The organism is Streptomyces silaceus, assembly GCF_001419745.1.
GTDB lineage: Bacteria > Actinomycetota > Actinomycetes > Streptomycetales > Streptomycetaceae > Streptomyces > Streptomyces silaceus.
The window spans coordinates 1-23013 of the sequence record NZ_LIRJ01000148.1 but is presented as its reverse complement, the minus strand read 5'-3'; the positions used below and the strand labels follow the sequence as shown (position 1 = coordinate 23013).

The 23013-nt window shown below is 71.6% G+C and carries 20 protein-coding genes and 1 pseudogene; 11 read left to right on the top strand and 10 right to left on the bottom strand.

Annotation, left to right across the window (positions count from 1 at the left end):
• Window positions 1-96 precede the first annotated feature (96 nt).
• Both AOK22_RS15900 and AOK22_RS15895 read right to left on the bottom strand, forming a co-directional pair.
• Window positions 97-817 (bottom strand): annotated as a pseudogene (locus AOK22_RS15900) (nucleotidyltransferase domain-containing protein).
• 166 nt (window positions 818-983) lie between these two features.
• The gene (locus tag AOK22_RS15895) at window positions 984-1658 is read right to left on the bottom strand and encodes a Crp/Fnr family transcriptional regulator (protein ID WP_016642758.1); all 675 of its coding nucleotides are present in this window, start codon (window positions 1656-1658) and stop codon (window positions 984-986) included.
• 420 nt (window positions 1659-2078) lie between these two features.
• Here AOK22_RS15895 and nth point away from each other — a divergent pair, with 420 nt between their 5' ends.
• From nth to AOK22_RS15880, 3 genes are all read left to right on the top strand, one after another.
• The gene (gene nth / locus AOK22_RS15890) at window positions 2079-3149 is read left to right on the top strand and encodes an endonuclease III (RefSeq protein WP_063795269.1); all 1071 of its coding nucleotides are present in this window, start codon (window positions 2079-2081) and stop codon (window positions 3147-3149) included.
• Between the two features lie 65 nt (window positions 3150-3214).
• Window positions 3215-3988 carry an NUDIX hydrolase gene (locus AOK22_RS15885; RefSeq protein ID WP_079036594.1) on the top strand — a complete coding sequence of 258 codons (774 nt, stop codon included), beginning with the start codon at window positions 3215-3217 and terminating at the stop codon, window positions 3986-3988.
• Between the two features lie 49 nt (window positions 3989-4037).
• Window positions 4038-5243 (top strand): MarP family serine protease, encoded by a 1206-nt coding sequence (locus tag AOK22_RS15880; RefSeq protein ID WP_055699308.1) that lies wholly within the window; start codon window positions 4038-4040, stop codon window positions 5241-5243.
• A 30-nt stretch (window positions 5244-5273) separates the two neighbouring features.
• Here AOK22_RS15880 and AOK22_RS42745 read toward each other — a convergent pair whose 3' ends face one another.
• The 6 genes from AOK22_RS42745 to AOK22_RS15855 all read right to left on the bottom strand — a co-directional run bounded on the left by AOK22_RS42745 (window position 5274) and on the right by AOK22_RS15855 (window position 13172).
• Window positions 5274-5462, bottom strand: coding sequence for a hypothetical protein (locus AOK22_RS42745; RefSeq protein WP_079036593.1), 189 nt, complete (start codon window positions 5460-5462; stop codon window positions 5274-5276).
• Window positions 5463-5638: 176 nt separating this feature from the next.
• Window positions 5639-6598: an alpha/beta fold hydrolase gene (locus AOK22_RS15875; RefSeq protein ID WP_055699307.1), complete on the bottom strand. Its 960-nt coding sequence runs from the start codon at window positions 6596-6598 to the stop codon at window positions 5639-5641.
• A complete protein-coding gene (locus tag AOK22_RS15870; protein ID WP_055699306.1) occupies window positions 6595-7092 on the bottom strand; it encodes a phage holin family protein in 498 nt (165 codons plus the stop codon). Before AOK22_RS15870 ends, AOK22_RS15875 begins: the two co-directional genes overlap by 4 nt.
• 52 nt (window positions 7093-7144) lie before the next feature.
• Entirely contained in the window at window positions 7145-8548 is a 1404-nt protein-coding gene (gene nhaA / locus AOK22_RS15865; protein WP_079036592.1) for a Na+/H+ antiporter NhaA, read from the bottom strand.
• A 210-nt stretch (window positions 8549-8758) separates the two neighbouring features.
• A complete protein-coding gene (acs, locus tag AOK22_RS15860) occupies window positions 8759-10759 on the bottom strand; it encodes an acetate--CoA ligase (RefSeq protein ID WP_079036591.1) in 2001 nt (666 codons plus the stop codon).
• Window positions 10760-10844: 85 nt separating this feature from the next.
• On the bottom strand, window positions 10845-13172 hold the full coding sequence (locus tag AOK22_RS15855) for a bifunctional SulP family inorganic anion transporter/carbonic anhydrase (RefSeq protein ID WP_055699304.1): 2328 nt from the start codon (window positions 13170-13172) through the stop codon (window positions 10845-10847).
• 301 nt (window positions 13173-13473) lie between these two features.
• Here AOK22_RS15855 and AOK22_RS15850 point away from each other — a divergent pair, with 301 nt between their 5' ends.
• Window positions 13474-14745: a polysaccharide deacetylase family protein gene (locus AOK22_RS15850; RefSeq protein WP_055699303.1), complete on the top strand. Its 1272-nt coding sequence runs from the start codon at window positions 13474-13476 to the stop codon at window positions 14743-14745.
• A gap of 38 nt (window positions 14746-14783) precedes the next feature.
• Here AOK22_RS15850 and AOK22_RS15845 read toward each other — a convergent pair whose 3' ends face one another.
• Window positions 14784-15764, bottom strand: a complete 981-nt coding sequence (locus AOK22_RS15845) for an ATP-binding protein (protein WP_055699302.1) — start codon at window positions 15762-15764, stop codon at window positions 14784-14786.
• A gap of 101 nt (window positions 15765-15865) precedes the next feature.
• Between AOK22_RS15845 and AOK22_RS15840 the strand changes: the two genes are divergently transcribed.
• Window positions 15866-16681 (top strand): Fic family protein, encoded by an 816-nt coding sequence (locus tag AOK22_RS15840; RefSeq protein ID WP_055699301.1) that lies wholly within the window; start codon window positions 15866-15868, stop codon window positions 16679-16681.
• A gap of 393 nt (window positions 16682-17074) precedes the next feature.
• Here the strand turns inward: AOK22_RS15840 and AOK22_RS15835 are convergent, their stop codons facing one another.
• Complete coding sequence (locus tag AOK22_RS15835) at window positions 17075-17941, bottom strand: HAD family hydrolase (RefSeq protein ID WP_055699300.1); 867 nt, start codon at window positions 17939-17941, stop codon at window positions 17075-17077.
• Window positions 17942-18463: 522 nt separating this feature from the next.
• On the opposite strand from AOK22_RS15835, the gene ssd reads away from it, so the two are divergent.
• From ssd to AOK22_RS43990, 6 genes are all read left to right on the top strand, one after another.
• On the top strand, window positions 18464-19585 hold the full coding sequence (gene ssd / locus AOK22_RS15830; protein ID WP_425264031.1) for a septum site-determining protein Ssd: 1122 nt from the start codon (window positions 18464-18466) through the stop codon (window positions 19583-19585).
• Entirely contained in the window at window positions 19582-20760 is a 1179-nt protein-coding gene (locus AOK22_RS15825; RefSeq protein ID WP_055699299.1) for a TadA family conjugal transfer-associated ATPase, read from the top strand. Before ssd ends, AOK22_RS15825 begins: the two co-directional genes overlap by 4 nt.
• 8 nt (window positions 20761-20768) lie before the next feature.
• Window positions 20769-21638: a type II secretion system F family protein gene (locus tag AOK22_RS15820; RefSeq protein ID WP_055699298.1), complete on the top strand. Its 870-nt coding sequence runs from the start codon at window positions 20769-20771 to the stop codon at window positions 21636-21638.
• Window positions 21635-22420: a type II secretion system F family protein gene (locus AOK22_RS15815; RefSeq protein ID WP_055699297.1), complete on the top strand. Its 786-nt coding sequence runs from the start codon at window positions 21635-21637 to the stop codon at window positions 22418-22420. The genes AOK22_RS15820 and AOK22_RS15815 overlap by 4 nt, the downstream gene beginning before the upstream one ends.
• 89 nt (window positions 22421-22509) lie before the next feature.
• Window positions 22510-22716 (top strand): DUF4244 domain-containing protein, encoded by a 207-nt coding sequence (locus tag AOK22_RS15810; protein ID WP_055699296.1) that lies wholly within the window; start codon window positions 22510-22512, stop codon window positions 22714-22716.
• Window positions 22703-23013 (top strand): TadE family type IV pilus minor pilin (locus AOK22_RS43990; protein ID WP_079036595.1); only part of this gene is annotated, 311 nt, incomplete at its 3' end. The genes AOK22_RS15810 and AOK22_RS43990, both read left to right, overlap by 14 nt.

The following is a 23013-nucleotide window of genomic DNA, read 5'->3' as shown; positions in this document are numbered from 1 at the left end:
ACCCCGCCCACCCGCTGACGGACAGACACACACGCGCTCCACCCACGCGCTCCACCCACGCGTGCCGCTCTCGCGCTCCACGCACGCGTGGCCCCCTCAGTCCCGTCCCGCCTTGACCCCGTGCACGCGCGCGTACTCCCCGGCCAGCCAGGGCCCGATCTCCTCGGTGTACGAGGCGAGGAGGGCCCGGTCGGCGACGGGTTCGTACGCGACGGCGGCGGCCGCACGGATCCGCTCGCCCCACTCCGGGTAGCACCGCGCGAACACCTCGGCCATCCGGTCGAGTTCGCTGGTCCAGCCGCCCCAGCGCGGCATGAAGGAGCGCGAGGTCCCCGTTGGTCTCGCGGGCGAGCACCGTGTCGGGCCGGTAGCGCGGCAGGAACTCCGCCAGGTCGTCGCCGAGCAGCGGCGTGCAGAGACAGGCGACGAACCACCCCAGGTCGTACGTCTCCAGGGAGCTCAGCACCCGCGCCCGCCCGAGCAGCAGCGCCCCGACGCCGTCGACCTCCCCGAACTCCGCGTCGAGGGCTGCCTCCAGGGCGTCTACGGCGGCCCGGTCGGCCCCGGTGGGCTCCTCGCGCAGGACGATCAGCAGATCGAGGTCGGACCGCCCGGCGCGCGCGGTCCCGCGGGGCACGGACCCGTAGAGGTACGCGCTGTCCAGCCGCGCACCGAAGAGCGCGAGCACCCGGTCGCGCGCGGCGGCGACGACGGGCCGGAACGCGTCCGGCACGCGCGCGAGGGACCCTTCACGCGCGATGTACCCGTCCGGGTCGAGCCCGGCCCCGGCATCGGCGACGGCACCACTGCTGGTCATGGGGCAACTGTGCAACGCGGAACCGCCGAGGTCACGCCGTGCGCGCGGGGCAACCGGGGGAGTACGGCACTCCCGCGGGCAACCGGCGGAGCAGGACACTCCGGGGGAGTACGACACCGGGCCCCGCCTCCGAAGAGGCAGGGCCCGGCACCGTACGAACGGATCGTCAGCGCGACCGCTTGGCGAGGCGCTCCACGTCCAGGAGGATCACGGCGCGTGCCTCCAGGCGCAGCCACCCGCGGCCCGCGAAGTCCGCCAGCGCCTTGTTGACCGTCTCGCGGGAGGCGCCGACCAGCTGGGCCAGCTCTTCCTGCGTGAGGTCGTGCACGACGTGGATGCCCTCCTCGGACTGCACGCCGAAGCGGCGCGACAGGTCGAGCAGCGCGCGGGCCACACGGCCCGGGACGTCGGAGAAGACCAGGTCGGACATCTGGTCGTTGGTCTTGCGCAGGCGCCGGGCGACGGCGCGCAGCAGCGCGGCGGCCACCTCGGGGCGCGCGTTCAGCCAGGGCTGGAGGTCGCCGTGGCCGAGGCCGAGCAGCTTCACCTCGGTGAGCGCGGAGGCCGTGGCCGTCCGCGGCCCCGGGTCGAAGAGCGACAGCTCACCGATGAGCTCACCGGGACCGAGCACCGCGAGCATGTTCTCGCGGCCGTCGGGCGAGGTGCGGTGGAGCTTCACCTTGCCCTCGGTGACCACGTACAGGCGGTCTCCGGGGTCGCCCTCATGGAAAAGCGCATCCCCGCGCGCGAGCGTCACCTCACTCATGGAGGCGCGGAGCTCCGCGGCCTGCTCGTCATCGAGCGCCGCGAAGAGCGGGGCGCGCCGCAGAACGTCGTCCACGAGTTCTCTCCTTGTCGACCTGCTCAGGGGATCTTGGTTCCCCCGCATATCAGGGGACCGTGTTCCCCATTTTGCCGGACGGTCCAAACAGTGTGATCAGTCACAAGTCTGCCGCACTGGCGTCGCATGCTGTGCGGGAGGGGGCCAATTGGGGGCCGATCGATGGGGTCAAGGACGGATGTCGGTGCCGGGCTCTAGGCTGGCCGGGTGTCCAAAAAGCCGGTGAGAGCGCAGGCCGAGGGGGCTGAGCAGGCGGCTGCCCTCCGTGATTCCGCTGTGGGCGAACACGCGTCCAGTAACCCCGGCAAAGCGACAAAACGGACAGGGGTGACGGCCGTGTCGAAGGAGCCGACGCGAGCCGATCGTCCCGCACGACCCGCGCGTCCCGCACGACAGGCAGCCCCGGCGAAGAAGGCACCCATGGCGAAGAAGGCGGCCCCCGCCGCGAAGAAGACGGCGGCCACGACAGCCACCAAGGCGGCGGCGACCAAGAAGGTGACGGCGAGAAAGACGACCGCCACCAAGGCAGCGGCCCCGGCGAAGAAGGCGACCGCCACGAAGGCAGCCACCAAGAAGGCAGCCACCAAGAAGGCGACGCCCCCGGCAAAGAAGACGACCGCCACGAAGACGACCGCCACGAAGGCGACCGCCAAGAAAGCGACCCCCAAAAAGGCGACCGCCAAGAACACCGCCCCGGTCCCGGCCCCCAAGAAGTCCGCCGCCAAGCCCGAGTCCCACACCGCCCTCGTCCGCCGCGCCCGGCGGATCAACCGCGAGCTCGCCGAGGTGTACTCGTACGCCCACCCGGAGCTCGACTTCGAGAACCCCTTCGAGCTCCTGGTCGCCACGGTCCTCTCCGCCCAGACGACCGACCTGCGCGTGAACCAGACGACGCCGCGCCTCTTCGCCAAGTACCCCACTCCGGAGGACCTCGCCGCGGCCGTCCCCGAGGAGGTCGAGGAGCTGATCAGGCCGACCGGGTTCTTCCGCGCCAAGACGAAGTCGATCATGGGCCTGGCGAAGGCGCTGCGCGACGACTTCGGGGGCGAGGTCCCCGGCCGCCTCGACGACCTGGTGAAGCTGCCCGGCGTGGGCCGCAAGACCGCCTTCGTCGTCCTCGGCAACGCCTTCGGCGTCCCCGGCATCACCGTGGACACCCACTTCGGCCGCCTGGTGCGCCGCTGGAAGTGGACCGAGGAGACGGACCCGGAGAAGGTCGAGACGGCCGTCGCCGCGCTCTTCCCGAAGAGCGAGTGGACGATGCTCTCGCACCGCGTGATCTTCCACGGCCGCCGCATCTGCCACTCCCGCAAGCCCGCCTGCGGCGCCTGCCCGATCGCCCCGCTCTGTCCTTCGTACGGAGAAGGGGAGACGGACCCGGAGAAGGCGAAGAAGCTCCTGAAGTACGAGATGGGCGGCCTCCCGGGCCAGCGCCTCAAGCCGCCGGCGGACTACCCGGGCAAGCCGGCGCCGCCGCTCGCCGGGGGGTGACGAACACGCCGGGTGGAACGAACGGGGAGGCCGAGAGCGTTGTCCAGAGACGGACGGGGGTGCCGATGACGCACGCGAGCGAGACGACCAGCGCGACGAGCAGCGAAAGGAGCAGCGAGACGGCCACGGGCGGGAGAGGGCGGCAGCGGGCGGACCACGGCCGCCACGACGGCCACGCCCTCCTCAGCAAGGACGGCCTGCCCCCGTGGCTGACGCCCGTCGTGGACGCCGCCGAGACCATCCAGCCGCGCCAGCTGAGCCGCTTCCTGCCCCCGGAGAGCGGCGCCGGCCGCCAGTCCGCCGTACTCGTCCTCTTCGGAGAGGGCGAGCGGGGTCCCGAGCTGCTCCTGATGGAGCGCGCGGGCTCCCTGCGCTCGCACGCCGGGCAGCCCTCCTTCCCCGGCGGCTCCCTCGACCCCGAGGACGGCGATCCGCGGACGGACGGCCCGCTGCGCGCGGCCCTGCGCGAGGCCGAGGAGGAGACGGGCCTCGACCCCCGGGGCGTCCAGCTCTTCGGCGTGCTGCCCCGCCTCTTCATCCCGGTGAGCGATTTCGTCGTGACGCCCGTGCTCGGCTGGTGGCGCACACCGACCCCGGTGGGCGTCGTCGATCCGAACGAGACCGCCCGTGTCTTCACGGTCCCCGTGTCCGATCTCACGGACCCGGGCAATCGCGCGACGGCCGTCCACCCCAGCGGTCACCACGGCCCCGCGTTCCTCGTCGAGTCCGCTCTGGTCTGGGGTTTTACGGCCGGAGTGATCGATAGACTCCTGCACTTCGCAGGCTGGGAGCGCCCGTGGGACCGCACCAAGCAGGTCCCGCTCGACTGGCGCGCATGACAAGGTTGCGGGGACGAGGCGACCGCGATGCGAGGCGAGGATTGAATCGGTGAACGTGCTGGATGTCCTGTTGCTGCTCGCCGCGGTGTGGTTCGCGATCGTGGGCTATCGCCAGGGCTTCGTGGTCGGCATCCTCTCGGTGATCGGGTTCCTCGGCGGCGGTCTCGTCGCCGTCTATCTGCTGCCGATCATCTGGGACGCGCTCACGGACGACGACGCGGCCGGGGTCAGCACGACCGCGGCGGTGGTCGCCGTCGTCATCGTGATCGTCTGCGCGTCGATCGGCCAGGCCCTCACCACCCACCTCGGCAACAAGCTGCGCAGATACATCACCTGGCAGCCCGCCCGCGCCCTGGACGCGACGGGCGGCGCGCTGGTCAACGTGGTGGCGATGCTCCTGGTCGCCTGGCTGATCGGCTCCGCCCTCGCGGGCACCACCCTGCCGACGCTCGGCAAGGAGGTGCGCAACTCCAAGGTCCTCCTCGGCGTCTCCCGCGCGCTGCCCGGCCAGGCCGACACCTGGTTCGCCGACTTCTCCTCCGTCCTCGCGCAGAACGGCTTCCCGCAGGTCTTCAGCCCGTTCTCGAACGAGCCGATCACGGAGGTCCAGCCCCCCGACCCCAAGCTCGCCAAGAGCCAGGTCGCCACGACCGCCAAGCGCTCCATCGTGAAGGTCCGCGGCGAGGCCCGCAGCTGCGGCAAGGTCCTGGAGGGCACCGGCTTCGTCTTCGCCGACCGCCGCGTGATGACGAACGCGCACGTGGTCGGCGGCGTGGACTCCCCGACGGTCCAGATAGGCGGTCAGAGCCAGACGTACGACGCGAAGGTCGTCCTCTACGACTGGGAGCGGGACATCGCCGTCCTGGACGTGCCCACGCTCAGGGCGCCCGCCCTGCAGTTCACGTCCAAGGACGCGACCAGCGGCGCCGGAGCGATCGTCGCGGGCTTCCCCGAGGACGGGCCCTACGACGTCCGCCCCGCGCGCGTGCGCGGCCGCATCACGGCCAACGGCCCGGACATCTACCACCGCGGCACCGTGCGCCGTGATGTGTACTCGCTCTACGCGACCGTCCGCCAGGGGAACTCCGGCGGCCCGCTGCTCACACCCGACGGCAAGGTCTACGGCGTGGTGTTCGCGAAGTCCCTCGACGACCCCGACACCGGCTATGCGCTGACGGCGGACGAGGTGCGCGAGGACATCGAGCGGGGCCGCACCGCCAACCAGGAGGTCGACAGCCAGGGCTGCGCGCTCTAGGCCGGCGGCAAGGAGACCCGGAGGACGGGGTCAGTCGCGCGTGTGCCGAAGCCGCGCGGAGACCCATCGGGCCCTCCGGCGGAGGATGCGGGGAATGCCCATTTCCTGAGGGGGGCCGTGATGGCCCGGATCCTGTGGCCCGCCCCTCTCGTGGCTGTTCAGCGCTGTGGCCGAGCGGCGATTGCGTGCTGCGTCACTGTAGTCGTGCGTCCAGCCCATACCCCGACGTGTGCCCGTGCCTCATGGTCGGTAACCGCGCACAGGGGCCCCAATTGGCCTATGCGCCAGGCAATTGGCGTTCGTAGGACAGGTGTTCTCATCCACCCCGCGAAACCCCCGCGCGCCCCCACATCCGGACGGCGTCACCGGGCCGGGCGGCACCGCCTCCGACGGCGTCACCGGTCCGGTTCGGGGTCCTTCAGCCAGTTGACCAGCTCCGTGGAGAACGCCACCGGGTCCTCCTCGTGGGGGAAGTGGCCGAGGCCGTCGAACAGGCGCCAGCGGTAGGGCGCTTCGACGTACTCGCCGGAGCCCGCCGCGCTCCTCGTCCGCATCACCGGATCCAGCGACCCGTGCAGATGCAGCGTCGGCACCCGCACCGGGCGCTTCATGCGGCGGTTGAACTGGATGCCGTCGGGCCGCGCCATCGACCGCACCATCCAGCGGTACGGCTCGATCGAGCAGTGCGCCGTCGACGGGATGCACATGGCCCGCTGATACGTCAGGACGGCGTCGTCGTCCGGCAGTCGCGGCCCCGACCAGTCCCGCACCAGACGGCCCACCAGGGCGCCGTCGTCGGCGACCAGTTGACGCTCCGGCAGCCACGGCCGCTGGAAGCCCCACACGTAGGAGCCCGCCGCGGTCTGCTTGCGGTCGGACAGCATCGCCGAGCGCCAGCGCCGCGGGTGCGGCATCGAGGACACCGCGAGGCGGCGCACCAGCTTGGGCCGCATCACGGCCGCCGTCCACGCGAGATAGCCGCCCAGGTCGTGCCCGACGAGCGCGGCGTCCGGCTCGCCGAGCGAGCGCACCACGCCCGTGATGTCGAGCGCCAGGTTCGCCGGGTCGTAGCCGCGCGGCGTGCGGTCGCTGCCGCCCACGCCCCGCAGGTCCATCGCGACGGCCCGGAAGCCCGCGTCGGCGAGCGCCACCATCTGGTGCCGCCACGCCCACCAGAACTGCGGAAAGCCGTGCAGCAGGAGGACCAGCGGCCCGTCCCCCATCTCGGCGATGTGGAAGCGCGCTCCGTTGGCGGCCACGTCCCGGTGGGTCCAGGGCCCTTCGACGCGCACAACCGATGCGGGTTGCGCCGAATGGGCGGCGGGGGCGTGGTCCTGGGGAGCGGGGTCCGTCATGAAGACGAGCGTGCCACAGCGTCCGCCGTCTCACCGACTCGGCCACTCACGGCACCCGCGGGGCTCACCGTACGGGGATGCGGCTTGACGTTCCCCAGTACGGCGGCCGTCTCCTTGGCCGAGGCGGCGACCTTCTGCGGGCCCTTGCCCTTCTTGGCCTTCTTCGCGAAGACGACGCCGATCAGCGCGAGCAGCCCGGCGACCAGCACGTTGGCCGCGAAGGACAGCACGAAGCAGATCGCGAGGTTCCAGTTGCTCCAGGTACGGATCCCGTACGCGAGGGCGAAGCTCAGCATCGGCAGCGAGAAGATGAGGACGGCGCCGGCCGCGGCGAACGCGGCACCGCCGAGCGCACCGCGCTTGACGTCCTGTCGCAGCTGGGCCTTGGCCAGCGCGATCTCGTCGTGCACCAGCGCGGACATCTCGCTGGTCGCCGTGGCGACCAACTGGCCGAGGCTGCGCTCGGAGCCGACGGGGGCGTCGGGTGAGCTCATCGCGTTCTCCCCTTTTTCTCTTCTGATCTCTTCTGAGATATGTCTGCTCAGATCATGCCGGACCGCTGCCATCCTCGCGTTCCCCACCCGAGACTTCGGCAAGCCTGCGGTGCTCGGCGGCTTTCTTCTCGTAGATGGCGGCCATCCGGAGGTGGTACTCGGGGTTGTCCATCTCGTAGATGTCGGGGATGCCGTCGAGGTCGTCGTCGCGCTCCTCGTCCTCCCACAGCTTGCGGTACTTGGCGTTCCGTATCTTCAGCAGGATCCCGGAGAGTACCGCCGCGATGAGCGAGCCCAGCAGGACGGCCGCCTTGACCTCGTCGGTGAGCAGCGGGTCCTCGGTGAAGGCGAGTTCGCCGATCAGGAGCGACACGGTGAAGCCGATGCCGGCGAGGGAGGCGACCGCGAACACGTCGGGCCAGGCCAGGTCCTCGTTCAGCTCGGCCTTGGTGAAGCGCGCCGCGAGCCAGGTGCCGCCGAAGATGCCGACGGCCTTGCCGACCACGAGACCGAGCACCACGCCGAGTGTCTCCGGCTTGGTGAAGACGTCGCCCAGCGCCCCGCCGGAGACGGCGACACCGGCGCTGAACAGGGCGAACAGCGGCACGGCGAGCCCCGCGGAGATCGGGCGCACCAGGTGCTCGATGTGCTCGCCGGGGGAGTGCTCCTCGCTGTCGCCCTCCTTGTGGCAGCGCAGCATGAGGCCCATGGCGACGCCCGCGATGGTGGCGTGGACGCCGCTGTTGTACATCAGCCCCCAGATGGCCAGGGCCAGCGGAACGTAGATGTACCAGCCGCGCACCCGCTTCCTGAGCAGCAGCCAGAAGACGGCGAGGCCGAGGGCGGCGCCGCCGAGGGCCGCGAAGTTCAGGTCGCTGGTGAAGAAGACCGCGATGATGAGGATCGCGAAGAGGTCGTCGACGACGGCGAGCGTGAGCAGGAAGGCGCGCAGCGCGGACGGCAGCGAGGTGCCGATGACCGCGAGGACCGCGAGCGCGAAGGCGATGTCGGTCGCGGTCGGTACGGCCCAGCCGTCCGTCGAGCCGCCGCCGACGGTGTTGACCAGGACGTAGACGAGCGCGGGCACGGCCATGCCGCAGAGCGCCGCGATGACGGGCAGGGCAGCGGCCTTGGGGTCGCGCAGGTCACCCGCGACCAGCTCGCGCTTGAGTTCGATGCCGGCCACGAAGAAGAAGACCGCGAGCAGTCCGTCGGCCGCCCAGTGCTGGATGGACAGATCGAGGCCGAGCGAGCCGGGTCCGAGGTGGAACGTGCGTACGGACTCGTAGGAGCCGCCGGCGGTGTTGGCCCAGATGAGCGCGGTGACGGCGGCGACGAGCAGCAGGACGCCGCCGACGGTCTCGGTGCGCAGGGCGTTGGCGACGAAGTTCCGCTCGGGCAGGGAGAGGCGTCCGAGGACCTTGCGCTTGTCGGTGCTGGGTGCGGGCGCGGCCACGAGAGTCGACCTCCGGTCGGGTAGGCAGGACAGAGCACATGCCGACCAGACTTCCCGGCGCACCTAGATGTTTCTTGTCGCGTTGTTGACGCGATCCTTAGCTTACCTAACGTACGCCCGGACGTATCCAGTGATCTTCACCTTAAGCGCAAAAGGGGCACCCGGCGCGCTTGGCGCCGGGTGCCCGTGACGGCCCGAGGGGGCCGTGGATCAGTCCTCGCTGGGCGCCGCCGGCAGCCGCGACTGGATCAGGTCCATCACCGAGGAGTCCGTGAGCGTGGTGACGTCACCCAGCTCGCGGTTCTCCGCGACGTCCCGCAGCAGACGGCGCATGATCTTGCCGGACCGGGTCTTCGGCAGCTCGGCCACCGGAAGGACCCGCTTCGGCTTGGCGATCGGGCCGAGCGTGGCGCCCACGTGGTTGCGCAGGTCCGCGACGAGACCCTCGTCCTCGGCGTTCGCCGAGCCGCGCAGGATCACGAACGCCACGATGGCCTGGCCCGTCGTCTCGTCCGCCGCGCCCACGACCGCCGCCTCGGCGACCGCCGGGTGCGAGACGAGCGCCGACTCGACCTCGGTGGTGGAGATGTTGTGCCCGGAGACGAGCATCACGTCGTCCACCCGGCCGAGCAGCCAGATGTCGCCGTCCTCGTCCTTCTTGGCACCGTCACCGGCGAAGTACTTGCCCTCGAAGCGGGACCAGTACGTGTCGATGAACCGCTGGTCGTCGCCCCAGATGGTGCGCAGCATCGACGGCCACGGCTCGGTCAGGACGAGGTAACCACCGCCGCCGTTCGGCACTTCGTTCGCCTCGTCGTCGACGACCGTGGCGGAGATGCCCGGCAGCGCGCGCTGCGCGGAGCCCGGCTTGGTCTCGGTCACGCCGGGCAGCGGCGAGATCATCATCGCGCCCGTCTCGGTCTGCCACCAGGTGTCCACGATGGGGCACGTGTCGCCGCCGATGTTCTTGCGGTACCAGACCCAGGCCTCGGGGTTGATCGGCTCGCCGACCGACCCGAGCACCCGCAGCGAGGACAGGTCGAACTTCGCGGGGATGTCGTCGCCCCACTTCATGAACGTCCGGATCGCGGTCGGCGCCGTGTAGAGGATCGTGACCCCGTACTTCTGGACGATCTCCCAGAAGCGGCCCTGGTGGGGGGTGTCGGGGGTGCCCTCGTACATCACCTGCGTCGCGCCGTTCGCCAGCGGGCCGTACGTGATGTACGAGTGGCCGGTGACCCAGCCGATGTCGGCCGTGCACCAGTAGACGTCGGTCTCCGGCTTGAGGTCGAAGACCGCGTGGTGGGTGTACGACGCCTGCGTGAGGTAGCCGCCGGAGGTGTGCAGGATGCCCTTCGGCTTCCCCGTGGTGCCCGAGGTGTAGAGGATGAAGAGCGGGTGCTCGGCGTCGAACGCCTCGGGGGTGTGGTCCGCGGACTGCTTCTGCGTGGCCTCGTGCCACCACACGTCGCGGCCCTCGGTCCACGCCACGTCCTGGCCGGTGCGGCGCACCACGAGGACGTGGCGCACGTCCTCGACGCGGCCCACGGCCTCGTCCACGGCCGGCTTGAGCGCGGAGGGCTTGCCCCGGCGGTAGCCGCCGTCGGCCGTGATGACGACCTTGGCGTCCGCGTCCTGGATGCGGGCGGCGATCGCGTCGGCGGAGAAGCCGCCGAAGACCACCGAGTGCGTCGCGCCGATGCGGGCACAGGCCAGCATCGCGATGACCGCCTCGGGGATCATCGGCAGATAGACGGCGACCCGGTCGCCCTTCTGGACGCCCAGCTCGGTCAGCGCGTTGGCCGCGCGGCTGACCTCGTCCTTGAGCTCGGCGTAGGTGATGGCCCGGCTGTCGCCGGGCTCACCCTCGAAGTGGATCGCCACGCGGTCGCCGTTGCCCGCCTCGACGTGGCGGTCGACGCAGTTGTACGCGACGTTGAGCTGCCCGTCGGCGAACCACTTGGCGAACGGCGGGTTCGACCAGTCGAGCGTCTCGGTCGGCTCCGTGGCCCAGGTCAGCCGGCGGGCCTGCTCGGCCCAGAAGCCGAGCCGGTCAGCCTTGGCCTGTTCGTACGCCTCCGCGGTGACGTTTGCGGCGGCCGCCAGCTCCGCCGGCGGCGCGAAGCGACGCTCCTCCTTCAAGAGGTTGGCCAGGCTTTCGTTGCTCACGACATCTCCCTTTCCCAGGGTGTCCGTTGTGTCCGAAGCCACAGCTCATCAGACACAACCCGTGGTGACAAGGGCCTGCCGAAAATTGGTTTAGACCTTTACCCGGACGCGGTCCGCCGGACCCCGACTAGACCTTGACCTGTGCTGTGGGCGCCACCTGATCGAAGACCTCGTCGGGGAGTTCCTCGGCGTCGGTGCCCTCCGTCAGCAGATAGGCCTGCGCCTCTCCGACGTGGAAGTACATACCGTGCAGCTCGAGATCGCCGTCGGCAAGGCGACGCGCCACCGACTCGTGCGCCCTCAGATGCTCCAACTGCTGGACCACATTGGTCAGACAGAGCTGCTCGACCGCGTCGGCGGGCGCACGCCCGGCCAGGCGCGCCCAGGCCCTGTCCTGCGCGCCCATCCGCTCCAGGCTCGGCCGGCCGTGCCGCAGCCACCGCTTCAGCGGCGTCTGCGCACCCCCGGGCGGCGTGTTGAGCAGCGCCTGCATCGCCCCGCACCCGGAGTGCCCGCACACGGTGATGGACCGCACCCGCAGCACGTCCACCGCGTACTCGATCGCGGCCGCCACCGAGTCGTCACCGCTCTCGGCGCCCGGCAGCGGCACCAGATTGCCCACATTGCGGACGACGAAGAGGTCGCCGGGCCCGCTCGACGTGATCATCGAGGTGACGACCCGGGAGTCCGCGCAGGTCAGGAAGAGCTGTGCGGGCTGCTGCCCCTCGCGCGCGAGGCGGGCGAGCTCACCGCGCACCAACGGCGCCGTGTTCCGCTGGAACGCGCTGATGCCGCTCGCCAGTTGGTGATTGCTGGCCTTCCCCTCGCGCTGCTCCTCCTGCGGACGGTCGCAGTGGTGGTTGCGCCACGGGGTCCAGGGCCGGCAGCAGGAGTGCGCGGCGCCGGCGGGCTCGGCGATACGGGTCCCGCCGCGCCCGGTGATCTCGACGGTGCCGCCCTGCGCGGTGTGCTGGTCCTGCCAGCACTGCAGCGATTCGAACGCGGCATGGTCCATGAAAGAGCCGTCCAACTCCACGATTGCTTCTGCTCCTTGAGGCACGAGATGCATGGCCCGGCTCAGCCGCGGCACGGCGAGGAACGTCAACTGCCCGCGCACGCGCACGTGGTGGACGCCGTCCTCCTCGCAGTGGATGATCCGGGTGCGGGCGAGGCGGTGCAGCGCGACGGCCACGGCGACGGCGACGCCGAGCGCCACGCCTTCGAGGACACCGAGGAAGACCACGCCGAGGGTGGTCACGGCGTAGACGAGGATCTCGCGGTGGCGCGTGATCGTCCGGATGTGGTTCAGGCTGACCATCTGGATGCCGACGGCCATGACGAGGGCGGCGAGCGCGGCGAGCGGGATGAGCTCCAGGACGGGCACCAGGAGCAGCGCGGCCACTACCACCCAAACGCCGTGCAGCATCGTGGAGTTCCGGCTGACGGCGCCGGCGCGGACGTTCGCCACGCTGCGGACGGCGACACCGGCCACGGGGAGTCCGCCGAGCGCGCCGGAGACGATGTTCGCCGAGCCCTGGCCGAGCAGCTCGCGGTCGAGGTCGGAGCGGCGCACGCCCACGTGCACCTCGGGCCGGCGGGCGACGAGCTTGTCGACGGCGACGGCGCCGAGCAGCGACTGGACGCTGCACACCAGCGTGATGGTGAGCACGGCGGCGACGAGCCCGAGCGCGGGGCCCTCGGGGAGCCCGACCAGCGCGTGGCTGCGCCACGAGGGCAGGTCGACCTCGTCGACCCGGAGTCCGGCGAGCTGGGAGACGGCCGTGGCCGCGGCCACCGAGACGAGCGCGGCGGGCATGATCCGGGCGATGCGTCCCACGCGCCCGGGAATCCGCGGCCAGAGCAGCAGGAGCCCCAGGGTCAGGAGGCTGATCGTCAGGGCGGCCGGCTGCAGGTCGGCCAACTGGGCCGGCAGCGCGCGGAGGTTGTCGAGCACGGAGCTCTGCGGGGTGCCGCCCAGGACGATGTGCAGCTGGGCGACGGCGATGGTGACGCCGATGCCGGCGAGCATGCCGTGGACGACGGCGGGGCTGACGGCGAGCGCGGTGCGGGCCACGCGCAGGCAGCCGAGGCCGAGTTGGGCGATGCCGGCGAGGACGGTGATGGCGCAGGTGGTCCGCCAGCCGTACCGCTGGATGAGGTCGGCGGTGACGACGGTGAGGCCGGCGGCGGGGCCGCTGACCTGGAGCGGTGAGCCGCCGAGCGCTCCGGCGAGGATGCCGCCGACGGCGGCGGCGACGAGGCCCGCCTGGAGCGGCGCTCCGGTGGCGAGGGCGATGCCGAGGGACAGCGGAAGGGCGATCAGGAAGACGGCGACCGACGCGGAGAGGTCGGCGCCGGCGATGCGGAACTTCTTGCGGCGCGGCGGGCCGTGGGGCCCCTGTGCGCTGGGCTTGTGGGTCGAGTCGGTGGTGCGAGTGGGAACGCAGGCAGACATGTCTTCCCGTCTCCTCCGGGGCGGCGCGGTCGCGGAACAAGGGGTCCTCCGGAAGGCCTCCGGAGGGCGGGTCGCGGCCGTGGGTCACGGCGTGCAGCGGCGGGATATCTCAACTCTCGGTAAATGAACCGTAATGCAGAGTAAAGGGCGTGGGCGGATTATCCGCGCAAATGGGGCAATCGATCACTCTGATGAGTGAATAAGAAATCTCGTCGGCTTGTCGGAACGTGTCATTTTCGGTCCACGTGTGAGTTTGCGTACCGATCTGTACCGACTTGCACGGAAAGAAGGTGGGCGGAAGATGGCCGCCACCCGGAGGATCACCGCGAGCCTCACCGCCCTCGTGGCGTGCGTAGCCGCACTGGCCGGCTGTGCCGGCGGTGCGTCCGGCACGAAGGAAGGCGCCCACGGCGCGAAGAAGCCGGCCGGAGCCCCGGCGCCCAAGGCCCCCGTCCGCATGATCGGCGACGGCTCGACGGCCTTCACGGGCAAGCAGCCGAACCTGCCCAGACCCGCCCGCCTGAAGCCGGGCGAGAAGCCGCCCCAGTTCGTGGTGTTCTCCTGGGACGGCGCGGGCGAGGACGGCCAGAAGCTGTTCTCGCACTTCCGCAAGGTGGCCAAGCGGAACAACGCCACGATGACCTACTTCCTCAGCGGCGTGTACATGCTTCCCGAGGAGAAGCGGAAGCTCTACAAGCCGCCGCAGCACCTGGCCGGCAGCTCGGACATCGGCTTCAACGACCGCCAGGGGATCAAGGACACCGTGGACCAGCTCCGCGGCGCCTGGCTGGAGGGCAACGAGGTCGGCACGCACTTCAACGGCCACTTCTGCGGCGCGGGGCGCGGGGTCGGCGAGTGGTCCGTCGAGGACTGGAAGAGCGAGATCAACCAGGCCAAGTCCTTTGTGAAGGGCTGGAAGACGAACACGGGCACGACGAAGGCGCAGCCCCTGCCCTTCGACTACGACAAGGAACTGATCGGCGCCCGCACGCCCTGCCTCGAAGGCCAGAAGAACTTCATGCGCGCGGCCCGCGAGCTGGGCTTCCGCTATGACACCAGCGGCGTCAACAACCAGCTGTGGCCCAAGAAGAAGGAGGGGCTGTGGGACCTGTCGATGCAGCTCGTCCCGGTCCCCGGCCGTCAGTTCGAGACGCTGACGATGGACTACAACTTCATGGTCAACCAGTCCGGTTCGACCTCGCACGGCGACCCGGCCAAGCACGAGTACTGGGGCGACCAGATGCGTGACGGCCTGCTCCAGGGCTTCGACCGCGCCTACAAGGGCAACCGCGCGCCGCTGATCATCGGCAACCACTTCGAGTCCTGGAACGGCGGCACGTACATGCGCGCCATCGAGGAGACCGTCGAGCGCGTCTGCACCAAGCCCGAGGTGCGCTGCGTCTCCTTCCGCCAACTCGCCGACTGGCTCGACGCGCAGGACCCGAAGACGCTGGCCAAGCTGACCGAACTCCCGGTGGGCAAGGCGCCGAAGGAGGGTTGGCCGGCCTTCCTCTCCGCCCGGCCCGCGCCCGCTCCGAAGGGTGTCCCGGGCGCTCCGGCGGTCAAGCCGTAGCACCCGGCGGTCGAGCGGCGGCACCCCGGTGACCCCGGTCAGGCCGTGGCGACCATCTGCTCACGCAGGACGAAGTCGGGGTCGACCTGGGCGGCCAGGTCGGCACCCGTCCGTTCGTTGCCCCAGCTCTGCGCGTTCTTCAGGTGGAAGTGGACCATCTGGCGGGTGTAGCGCTCCCAGTCGCGGCGCTCGTACGTGGCGTCGACGGCCGTCTGGAGCGCGCGCAGGGACTGGCGGTTCTCCTCCTCCAGGAGCTCGAAGCGGGGCGGGCGGCCCTTCTCCATGGCCCGTACCCAGTCCGAGTGCCCGACGGTGACCAGGAGGTCGTCGCCGACCTGCTCGCGCAGGAAGTCGACGTCGTCCTGGCCCTGGACCTTGTTGCCGACGACCTTGAGGTCGACGCCGAAGTCGCGTGCGTACTCCTTGTACTGGCGATAGACGGAGACCCCCTTCTTCGTCGGCTCGGCCACCAGGAACGTCATGTCGAAGCGCGTGAACATGCCGGAGGCGAAGGAGTCCGATCCCGCGGTCATGTCCACGACCGCGTACTCGTCACGGCCGTCGACCAGGTGGTTCAGGCACAGCTCCACCGCTCCCGTCTTGGAGTGGTAGCAGGCGACACCGAGGTCGGCTTCGGTGAACGGCCCGGTGACCATCAAACGCACGGTGGCGTCGTCCAGTTCCACCGGCCGCGCGCACGCGTCGTAGACGGGGTTGTCCTCGCGCACCCGCAGGAGCCGCGAGCCCTCTCCCGGGGGCGTCGTCTTGATCATCGTGTCGGCGGAGGCGATCCGGGGGTTGGAGCCCCGCAGATAGTCCTTGATCAGGGGCAGGCGGGCGCCCAGGGCGGGCAGCTCGGCGGCCTCCGCCTCGTCGAGGCCGAGCGCGGGGCCCAGGTGCTGGTTGATGTCGGCGTCCACCGCGATGACGGGCGATCCGGTGGCGGCGAGGTGGCGGATGAAGAGCGAGGACAGCGTCGTCTTGCCGCTGCCGCCCTTCCCCACGAAAGCGATTTTCATGACCACGAAGGGTAGTCGTATGTTTACGTTCGGTGCATAGGTCACGTGAAGAAGACCACTCCTTCGTGGAGCGGCGCCCTGGAGTACGTAGGGTCGTACTCATGAGTACGACAGCCGATCCGCTCGCAGCCCTCGGGGCGCTCCCCGGTGTGGCCGACTCCGTGGCCTCCGTGCGCAAGGCCGTGGACCGGGTCTACGGACACCGCATGATGCGGCGCCGCAGCAACGAGATCACCTCGGAGGCGGCGCTGCGCGGCGCCCGCGGTTCCGCGGCGCTCTCCGGTGCCGACTGGGCCCTCGAAGAGCTCCGCCGGCGCAGCGACTTCAGCGGTGACGACGAGGCCCGCACGATCGGCGCGGCCCTGCGGCTGACCGCCGAGGCCGGTCAACTCCTGTCCATCTGGCGGCAGTCGCCGCTGCGGGTCCTGGCGCGTCTGCACCTGGTCGCCGCGGCGGACTCCACCGAGGGCGCGGGCCGTCCCCGTCTGGCGGGCGAGCCCGTCGACGAGCCGCTGATCGAGCTTCCGCTACCGGACGCCGACGAGGTCGCGGGCCGCCTGGAGGGGCTGTCGCAGCTGATCATCGCGGGCAGTTCGGCGCCGGCGCTGGTGACGGCGGCCGTGGTCCACGGAGAGCTGATCAGCCTGCGGCCGTTCGGCTCGCACAACGGCCTGGTCGCGCGGGCCGCCGAGCGCATCGTCCTGGTGGGCAGCGGTCTCGACCCGAAGTCGATCTGCCCCGCGGAGGCGGGCTACGGAGAGCTGGGCCGGGCGGCCTATGTGGCGGCCCTCGACGGGTACGCCTCCGGCACGCCGGAGGGCATGGCCGCGTGGATCGACCACTGCGGCAAGGCCGTTGTGCTCGGCGTCAGGGAGTCGACCGCGGTCTGCGAGGCGCTGCAGCGCGGGGCGGCGTAGAAGCCCGGAAGCGGCGCGGCGCGGAAATCCGAAAAAGAGGCGCGGCGCAAAAGCCCGGAAAAGGGTTGCGGCGGTACGGAATCCGTACCGCCGCTGGCATGTCCACCGGGTTACCAAGCGTCCTCGAAGTGTTGCCCATCAGGTCGGGAACCTTGCCCGTCACCTGGTGCGGCTGGCCCGTAATCGACGGGTCGACGTCGCGTGGGTGCCTGGTGTTCATGCTTCGGTCCGTGGGGCCTTCGTTGCGTTTAAAGGTGATCCTCTCGGATGTCCTTGGTCTCGCGGGCCGTTGAATCCTTTGTACTCCAGTCCCGCGGGAAGCGGAAGCCCTGGCTGCACTTCTTTACTTTTAGGTTCAAACACGTCCGAAACGGACGCCGGTTTCCGGCCTGGTCAGGGGCTTGCTGCCCCGGCTCCGAGGGCTCGCTGTCCGGCGGCGGCCCGGCGGCGGCTGGCGAACCAGACGATGCCCGCCGTGGCCGCGGCGGCGCCGACCGCGGCCGCCGCGACGAGCGCCGGCCGGGGCGGCACGGAGAGGGCGGGCAGACGCTGCTTCAGGCGGACCGGGCGGTGGAAGTCGAGGATCGGCCACGCGCGCGTGACGGCCTCCCGGCGCAGCGCCCGGTCGGGGTTGACCGCGAAGGGGTGCCCGACGGACTGGAGCATGGGCAGGTCGGTCGCCGAGTCGCTGTAGGCGTAGCAGCGGTCGAGGTCGTACCCCTCCGACTGCGCGAGCTCCTTGATCGCCTCCGCTTTCGTCGGCCCGTACGCGTAGTACTCCACCTCTCCGGTGAAGCAGCCGTCGTCGCCGACCACCATGCGGGTGGCCACCACCCGGTCCGCGCCCAGGAGTTCACCGATCGGCTCGACCACCTCGGCGCCCGAGGTGGAGACGATGACGACGTCGCGGCCGGCGGCGTGGTGCTCCTCGATGAGGGACGCGGCCTCGTCGTAGATGATCGGGTCGATCAGGTCGTGCAGCGTCTCGGCGACGATCTCCTTGACCTGCTGGACGTTCCACCCCCGGCACAGTGCGGAGAGGTACTCGCGCATCCGCTCCATCTGGTCGTGGTCGGCGCCGCCCGCCAGGAAGACGAACTGCGCGTACGCGGTGCGCAGTACCGCTCTGCGGTTGATCAGGCCGCCTTGGTAGAACGACTTGCTGAAGGTGAGCGTGCTCGACTTCGCAATGACCGTCTTGTCCAGGTCAAAGAACGCGGCAGTGCGGGGCAAGGAGTGGTTTTCCACGAGCCCGAGCATAGGCGCCCACCATTCGGCGTAAGCTGAGGCGCGTGGGTTTGCCTGAGAGGGCTCTCGGGTACACCATGGAAGTCACGGATCGTTCGCGACCGTGCTAACCCGGTCTGGCTCCTCCCCCCCCGAGCCGGACCGTGGGGACGACCCCCGCTCTCCCCCCCGGCGGGGGTCGTCGCATGTCCGGACGGGTTTTTGAGCCCTCCGTTGATCCTCTTCCGCCCCCTGGGCCTCCCTTCACGCTCTCGCGGCGTCCTCGTGGCCTGCCCAGGATTCGTCACTGTGCGTAGTCGTAAGGCTGCTCTGCGGAAGTCGGCCCGAAGTCGGCGGGATGTCACCGGTATGGGTGATGGAGATATTCACAGCCCCCGCCTTGTCCACAGTTATTGACCAAGATCCACACGATTTACCGGATCGTCGCACGCTGATTCCACTCGTTCCGCTTGCGGAGTTCATGGCCGGATTGCTTTGTCCGGTTCTTCGCGGATGCGGGGCGCGGCATTCACAGGGGCTTGCGGTGAGAGGGGGATGGAGATCGTGGGTGGAGTCATTTCACACGACAGGGTCGCGCCGTCCGACGGACGGCCGGGCGGACCACTGATCGTCACGGAGGACGTGGAGCTGCTGGATGACCTGCTGCGGCTGTGCGCTGCGGCGGGCGCCCTGCCCGAGGTGCACCACGGCGGTCCTGAGCGCAGACAGGGCTGGGACTCGGCGCCGCTCGTCCTGGTCGGGGACGACGCGGCGGACCGGGTGCGCGGGGCCGCGCGGCGACGGGGTGTCGTGCTGGTTGGGCGGGATCAGGACGATTCCGGGGTCTGGCAGCGGGCCGTGGAGATCGGCGCCGACCACGTGCTGCTCCTGCCGGACGGCGAGCAGTGGCTCGTGGACCGCATCGCCGACGTGGCCGAAGGCGTGGGACGCCCCGCGCTCACCGTCGGGGTCATCGGCGGACGCGGCGGAGCCGGGGCCTCCACCCTGGCCTGCGCCCTCGCGGTCACGGCGGCGCGGACCGGGCGGCGCACGATGCTCGTCGACGCGGACCCGCTGGGCGGCGGCCTGGACGTCCTCCTGGGCGGCGAAGGCGCCGAGGGCCTGCGATGGCCCGCCTTCGCCGCGTCGCGGGGCCGGGTCGGCGGCGGCGCGCTGGAGGAGTCACTGCCCGAGCTGCACGCGCTGCGGGTCCTGAGCTGGGACCGGGGCGACGCGGTCACGGTCGCCCCGGAGGCCGTGCGGGCGGTGGTCTCCGCGGCCCGACGGAGGGGCGGCGCGGTGGTCGTGGACCTGCCGCGCCGGGTGGACGAGGGCGTCGCCGAGGCGCTCGCGCAGGTGGACCTGGGGCTCCTCGTGGTGCCCGCCGAACTGCGCGCGGTGGCCGGGGCGCGCCGGGTGGCGTCGGCCGCGGGCCTGGTGCTGCGGGACCTGCGGGTGGTCGTCGCGCAGTCCGCCGGATCCGGCGGACTGGACTCGGAGGAGGTGGCGAGCCTGCTCGGTCTCCCCCTGGTCGGCGAAGTGCCCTGGGAGGCGGGCCTGCTGGAGGCGCAGGCGGCCGGCACACCGCCCGGGGGAGCGGCGCGCGGACCGCTGGCGCGGTTCTGCGCCGCCTTCTGGGACCGGCTGCCGGCCGACGCCGTGGGAGGAGACGCATGAGCGCCGTCGTCGGGGCCCGGATGCTGGACGGGGTGCGCCAGTGGCTCGCGGAGAGCGGCACGGAGCCGACCCCGGCCCGGGTCGCCGAGGCGCTGCGGGCGCAGGGCCGGGTGCTCGGGGACGCCGAAGTGCTCGGCGCCGCGACGGAGCTGCGCTCGGAACTGGTCGGGGCGGGCCCTTTGGAGCCGCTGCTCGCCGACCCCTCGGTGACCGACGTGCTGGTCTCCGCGCCCGACCGGGTGTGGGTGGACCGGGGCGGCGGCCTGGAGCTCACGGGCGTCACGTTCCGGGACGCGGCGGCGGTGCGGCGGCTCGCACAGCGTCTCGCGGCCGTGGCGGGGCGCCGCTTGGACGACGCGCGGCCCTGGGCCGACGCCCGCCTCCCGGACGGCACGCGACTGCACGCGGTGCTGCCACCGGTGGCCGTGGGTTCGACCTGCCTGTCCCTGCGGGTCGTACGGCCCCGTGCCTTCACGCTCCCCGAGCTGATCACCGAGGGCACGGTCCCGCCGGGCGGCGACCGGATCCTGCGCGCCCTCCTCGACGCCCGTCTGTCCTTCCTGATCAGCGGGGGCACGGGCAGCGGCAAGACGACGCTGCTGAGCGCACTGCTCGGCCTGGTCGGCCCCAAGGAGCGGATCGTCCTGGCCGAGGACTCCGCGGAGTTGAGGCCCGACCACCCGCACGTGGTGCGGCTGGAGTCCCGCCCCGCCAACCAGGAAGGGGCGGGCCTGGTGGGCCTGGACGACCTGGTCCGCCAGGCCCTGCGGATGCGGCCCGACCGCCTCGTCGTCGGCGAGGTGCGGGGTGCGGAGGTGGTCCACCTGCTGGCCGCGCTGAACACGGGACACGAGGGAGGCTGCGGCACGGTCCATGCCAACGCCGCGGCGGACGTCCCCGCACGCCTGGAGGCCCTGGGGACGGCCGCGGGCCTGGACCGGGCGGCCCTGCACAGCCAGTTGGCGGCCGCCTTGTCGGTGGTCGTCCATCTCGTACGCGACCGGACGGGCCGCCGCCGCATCGCCGAGGTCCACGTGCTGGAGCGGACCGCTTCGGGCCTGGTGGAGACGGTGCCGGCGCTGCGCTGGGCAGAGCGGTCCTTCACCAGAGAGAGGGGCTGGCCACGCCTGAGCGCACTCCTCGGAGGCGACCCGACCGGGGGTGATGCCCCGTGAGCGCGCCGATGTGGGCGGCGGTGGTCTGCGCGGCGATCGCGGCCTGGCTCGTGAGCCGACGGGACCAGGACAGACGACGGGCGCGGACGCTGCTCGCGAGGAGCGAGGCTTCGGAGAACCCGAACTACCCGGACAAACCGCACACTCGTCACCTCCGGCGCCTGCGCGCGACGGTCCCGGCCCGAGTGGGGCACGAATGGTGGTGCCTGGTGGCGGGGGCGGTGATCGCACTGCTCGGGCAATCCGTGCTGCCGTTGATCGCGGGCGCGATGGGAGTGCCGCTCGCGGGCCGGGCGCTGCGGGCCGCCGAGGCGCGACGGGAGCGGTCGCGACGATCCGCCGCGGTGATCGCGCTCTGCGGGACGCTCGCGGGCGAGGTGCGGGCCGGACGGCAGCCCGCCGAGGCGCTGCGCACGGCTCTGGACGGAGCGGTCGACGTGGGCGTGGCCTCACCCGACGCCCGGAGCGCGGTGCTGGCGGCGGCGCGGTTCGGCGGGGACGTGCCGGGGGCGTTGAAGGCGGCGGCGCGGGAGCCGGGCTCCGAGGGCCTGCTGGGTCTTGCGGCGTGCTGGCTGGTGGCGGTGGACCGCGGCGCGGGCCTCGCGGCGGGCCTGGAACGCCTGGAGGCCGCCCTCCGCTCGGAACGCGACCAACAGTCCGACCTGAGAGCGCAGTTGGCCGGAGCGAGATCGACGGCCGTGATGCTCGCGGGACTCCCGGCCCTGGGCCTGCTGATGGGCACAGCGCTGGGAGCCGAGCCACTGAGGGTGCTGCTCCACACGCCCCCGGGCCTCGCCTGCCTGGCGGCGGGCGCGGTACTGGAGGGCGTCGGGGTGTGGTGGGCGCTGCGGATCGTGCGAGGGGCGGAGAGGCAATGAGCGGCGTCCACAGGCTGGGGATGCCGGCCTGGTTCGCACTGGCCGCACTCTGGCTGACGCTGACGGCGCTGGCGGCACGCCGGGAGAGCGCGTCACGGCGACGAACAGCCCGGGTCCTGGGCACGGAACGGCGCCCTACGGGACGCCGGGGGAGACGCCTGCCCCTGCGAGGCGTGCCCCTCACGTGGCTGGGCCCACTGGGAGTGGCGAGCGCGGCCTATGTACTGCTGGGCGGGGTCACAGGGCTCGTGGCGGGGGCGGCGCTGGGATACGGCGCACGGCGATACGGGAAACGGACGCGTACGGCCCACCGACCGGACGCCAGCGGCCAGGCAACGGAAGCGGAACGCCAACTCCCCCTGGCCGCAGACCTCCTGGCGGCATGTGTCGCCGCCGGAGCGGGCCCTGTGGCGGCCGCGCAGGCGGTCGGGGAGTCCCTGAAGGGCCCGGTGGGCGAACGACTGGCGCGAGGGGCGGCGGAGGTGCGGCTGGGCGGCGAACCGTCGGACGCATGGCGGCAGTTGGCCGCGATGCCGGGCGCCGCGGCGCTGGCCAGGCTCCTGGAACGGGCGGGCGAGTCCGGGGCGCCCGCGGCCGACCCGGTGTCCCGCCTGGCCGCGGACGCCCGAGCGGAACGGGGCAGGGCGGCGACGGCGCGGGCACGGAGAGCGGCGGTCCTGATGACGGCGCCGGTGGGCCTGTGCTTCTTGCCGGCGTTCGTGACGGTCGGGGTGCTGCCGGTGGTGATCGGAATGGCGGAGGGCCTGTTGGGGGCGCAATGAACTGATCAGCACCACGAGGCGACACGACATCGGAAACGACACAAGAAGCAGCAATTTCACGGGGGTTGAAGGTGCAGGAACAAGAACACATGCGTACGCGGGCGAGTGTCTGGCGGCGAGGGGCGGCGCGGCTGCGGTGCCGGGAGCGGGACGCGGGAATGGTCACGTCGGAGTACGCGATGGGTTTGATCGCGGCGGTGGGATTCGCCGGCTTGCTCTACAAGGTGGTGACGAGCGGGCAGGTCCAGGCGGCGCTGCAGGCGGTGGTGGAGAAGGCGCTCGATGTCCCGTTCTGAGACCGGGGTGCCCCGTTCCGAGAAGGGGCGGGGGAGACGAATCAGGGACTCGTGGGCAACGGACCGTGGCTTCGTGACGGCGGAGGCGGCGGTGGTGCTGCCGACGCTGGTGCTGTTCACGATGGCGTTGCTCTGGACGTTGCTGGCGGCATCCGCGCAGATCCAGTGCGTGGATGCCGCGAGGGCGGGGGCCCGCGTGGTGGCCCGGCAGGACCCGGAGGGCGTGGCGGTGGCGGCGGCGCGGCAGGCGGCGCCGCGCGGGGCGCGTGTGTCCGTGCGGCGCGAGGGCGACCTCGT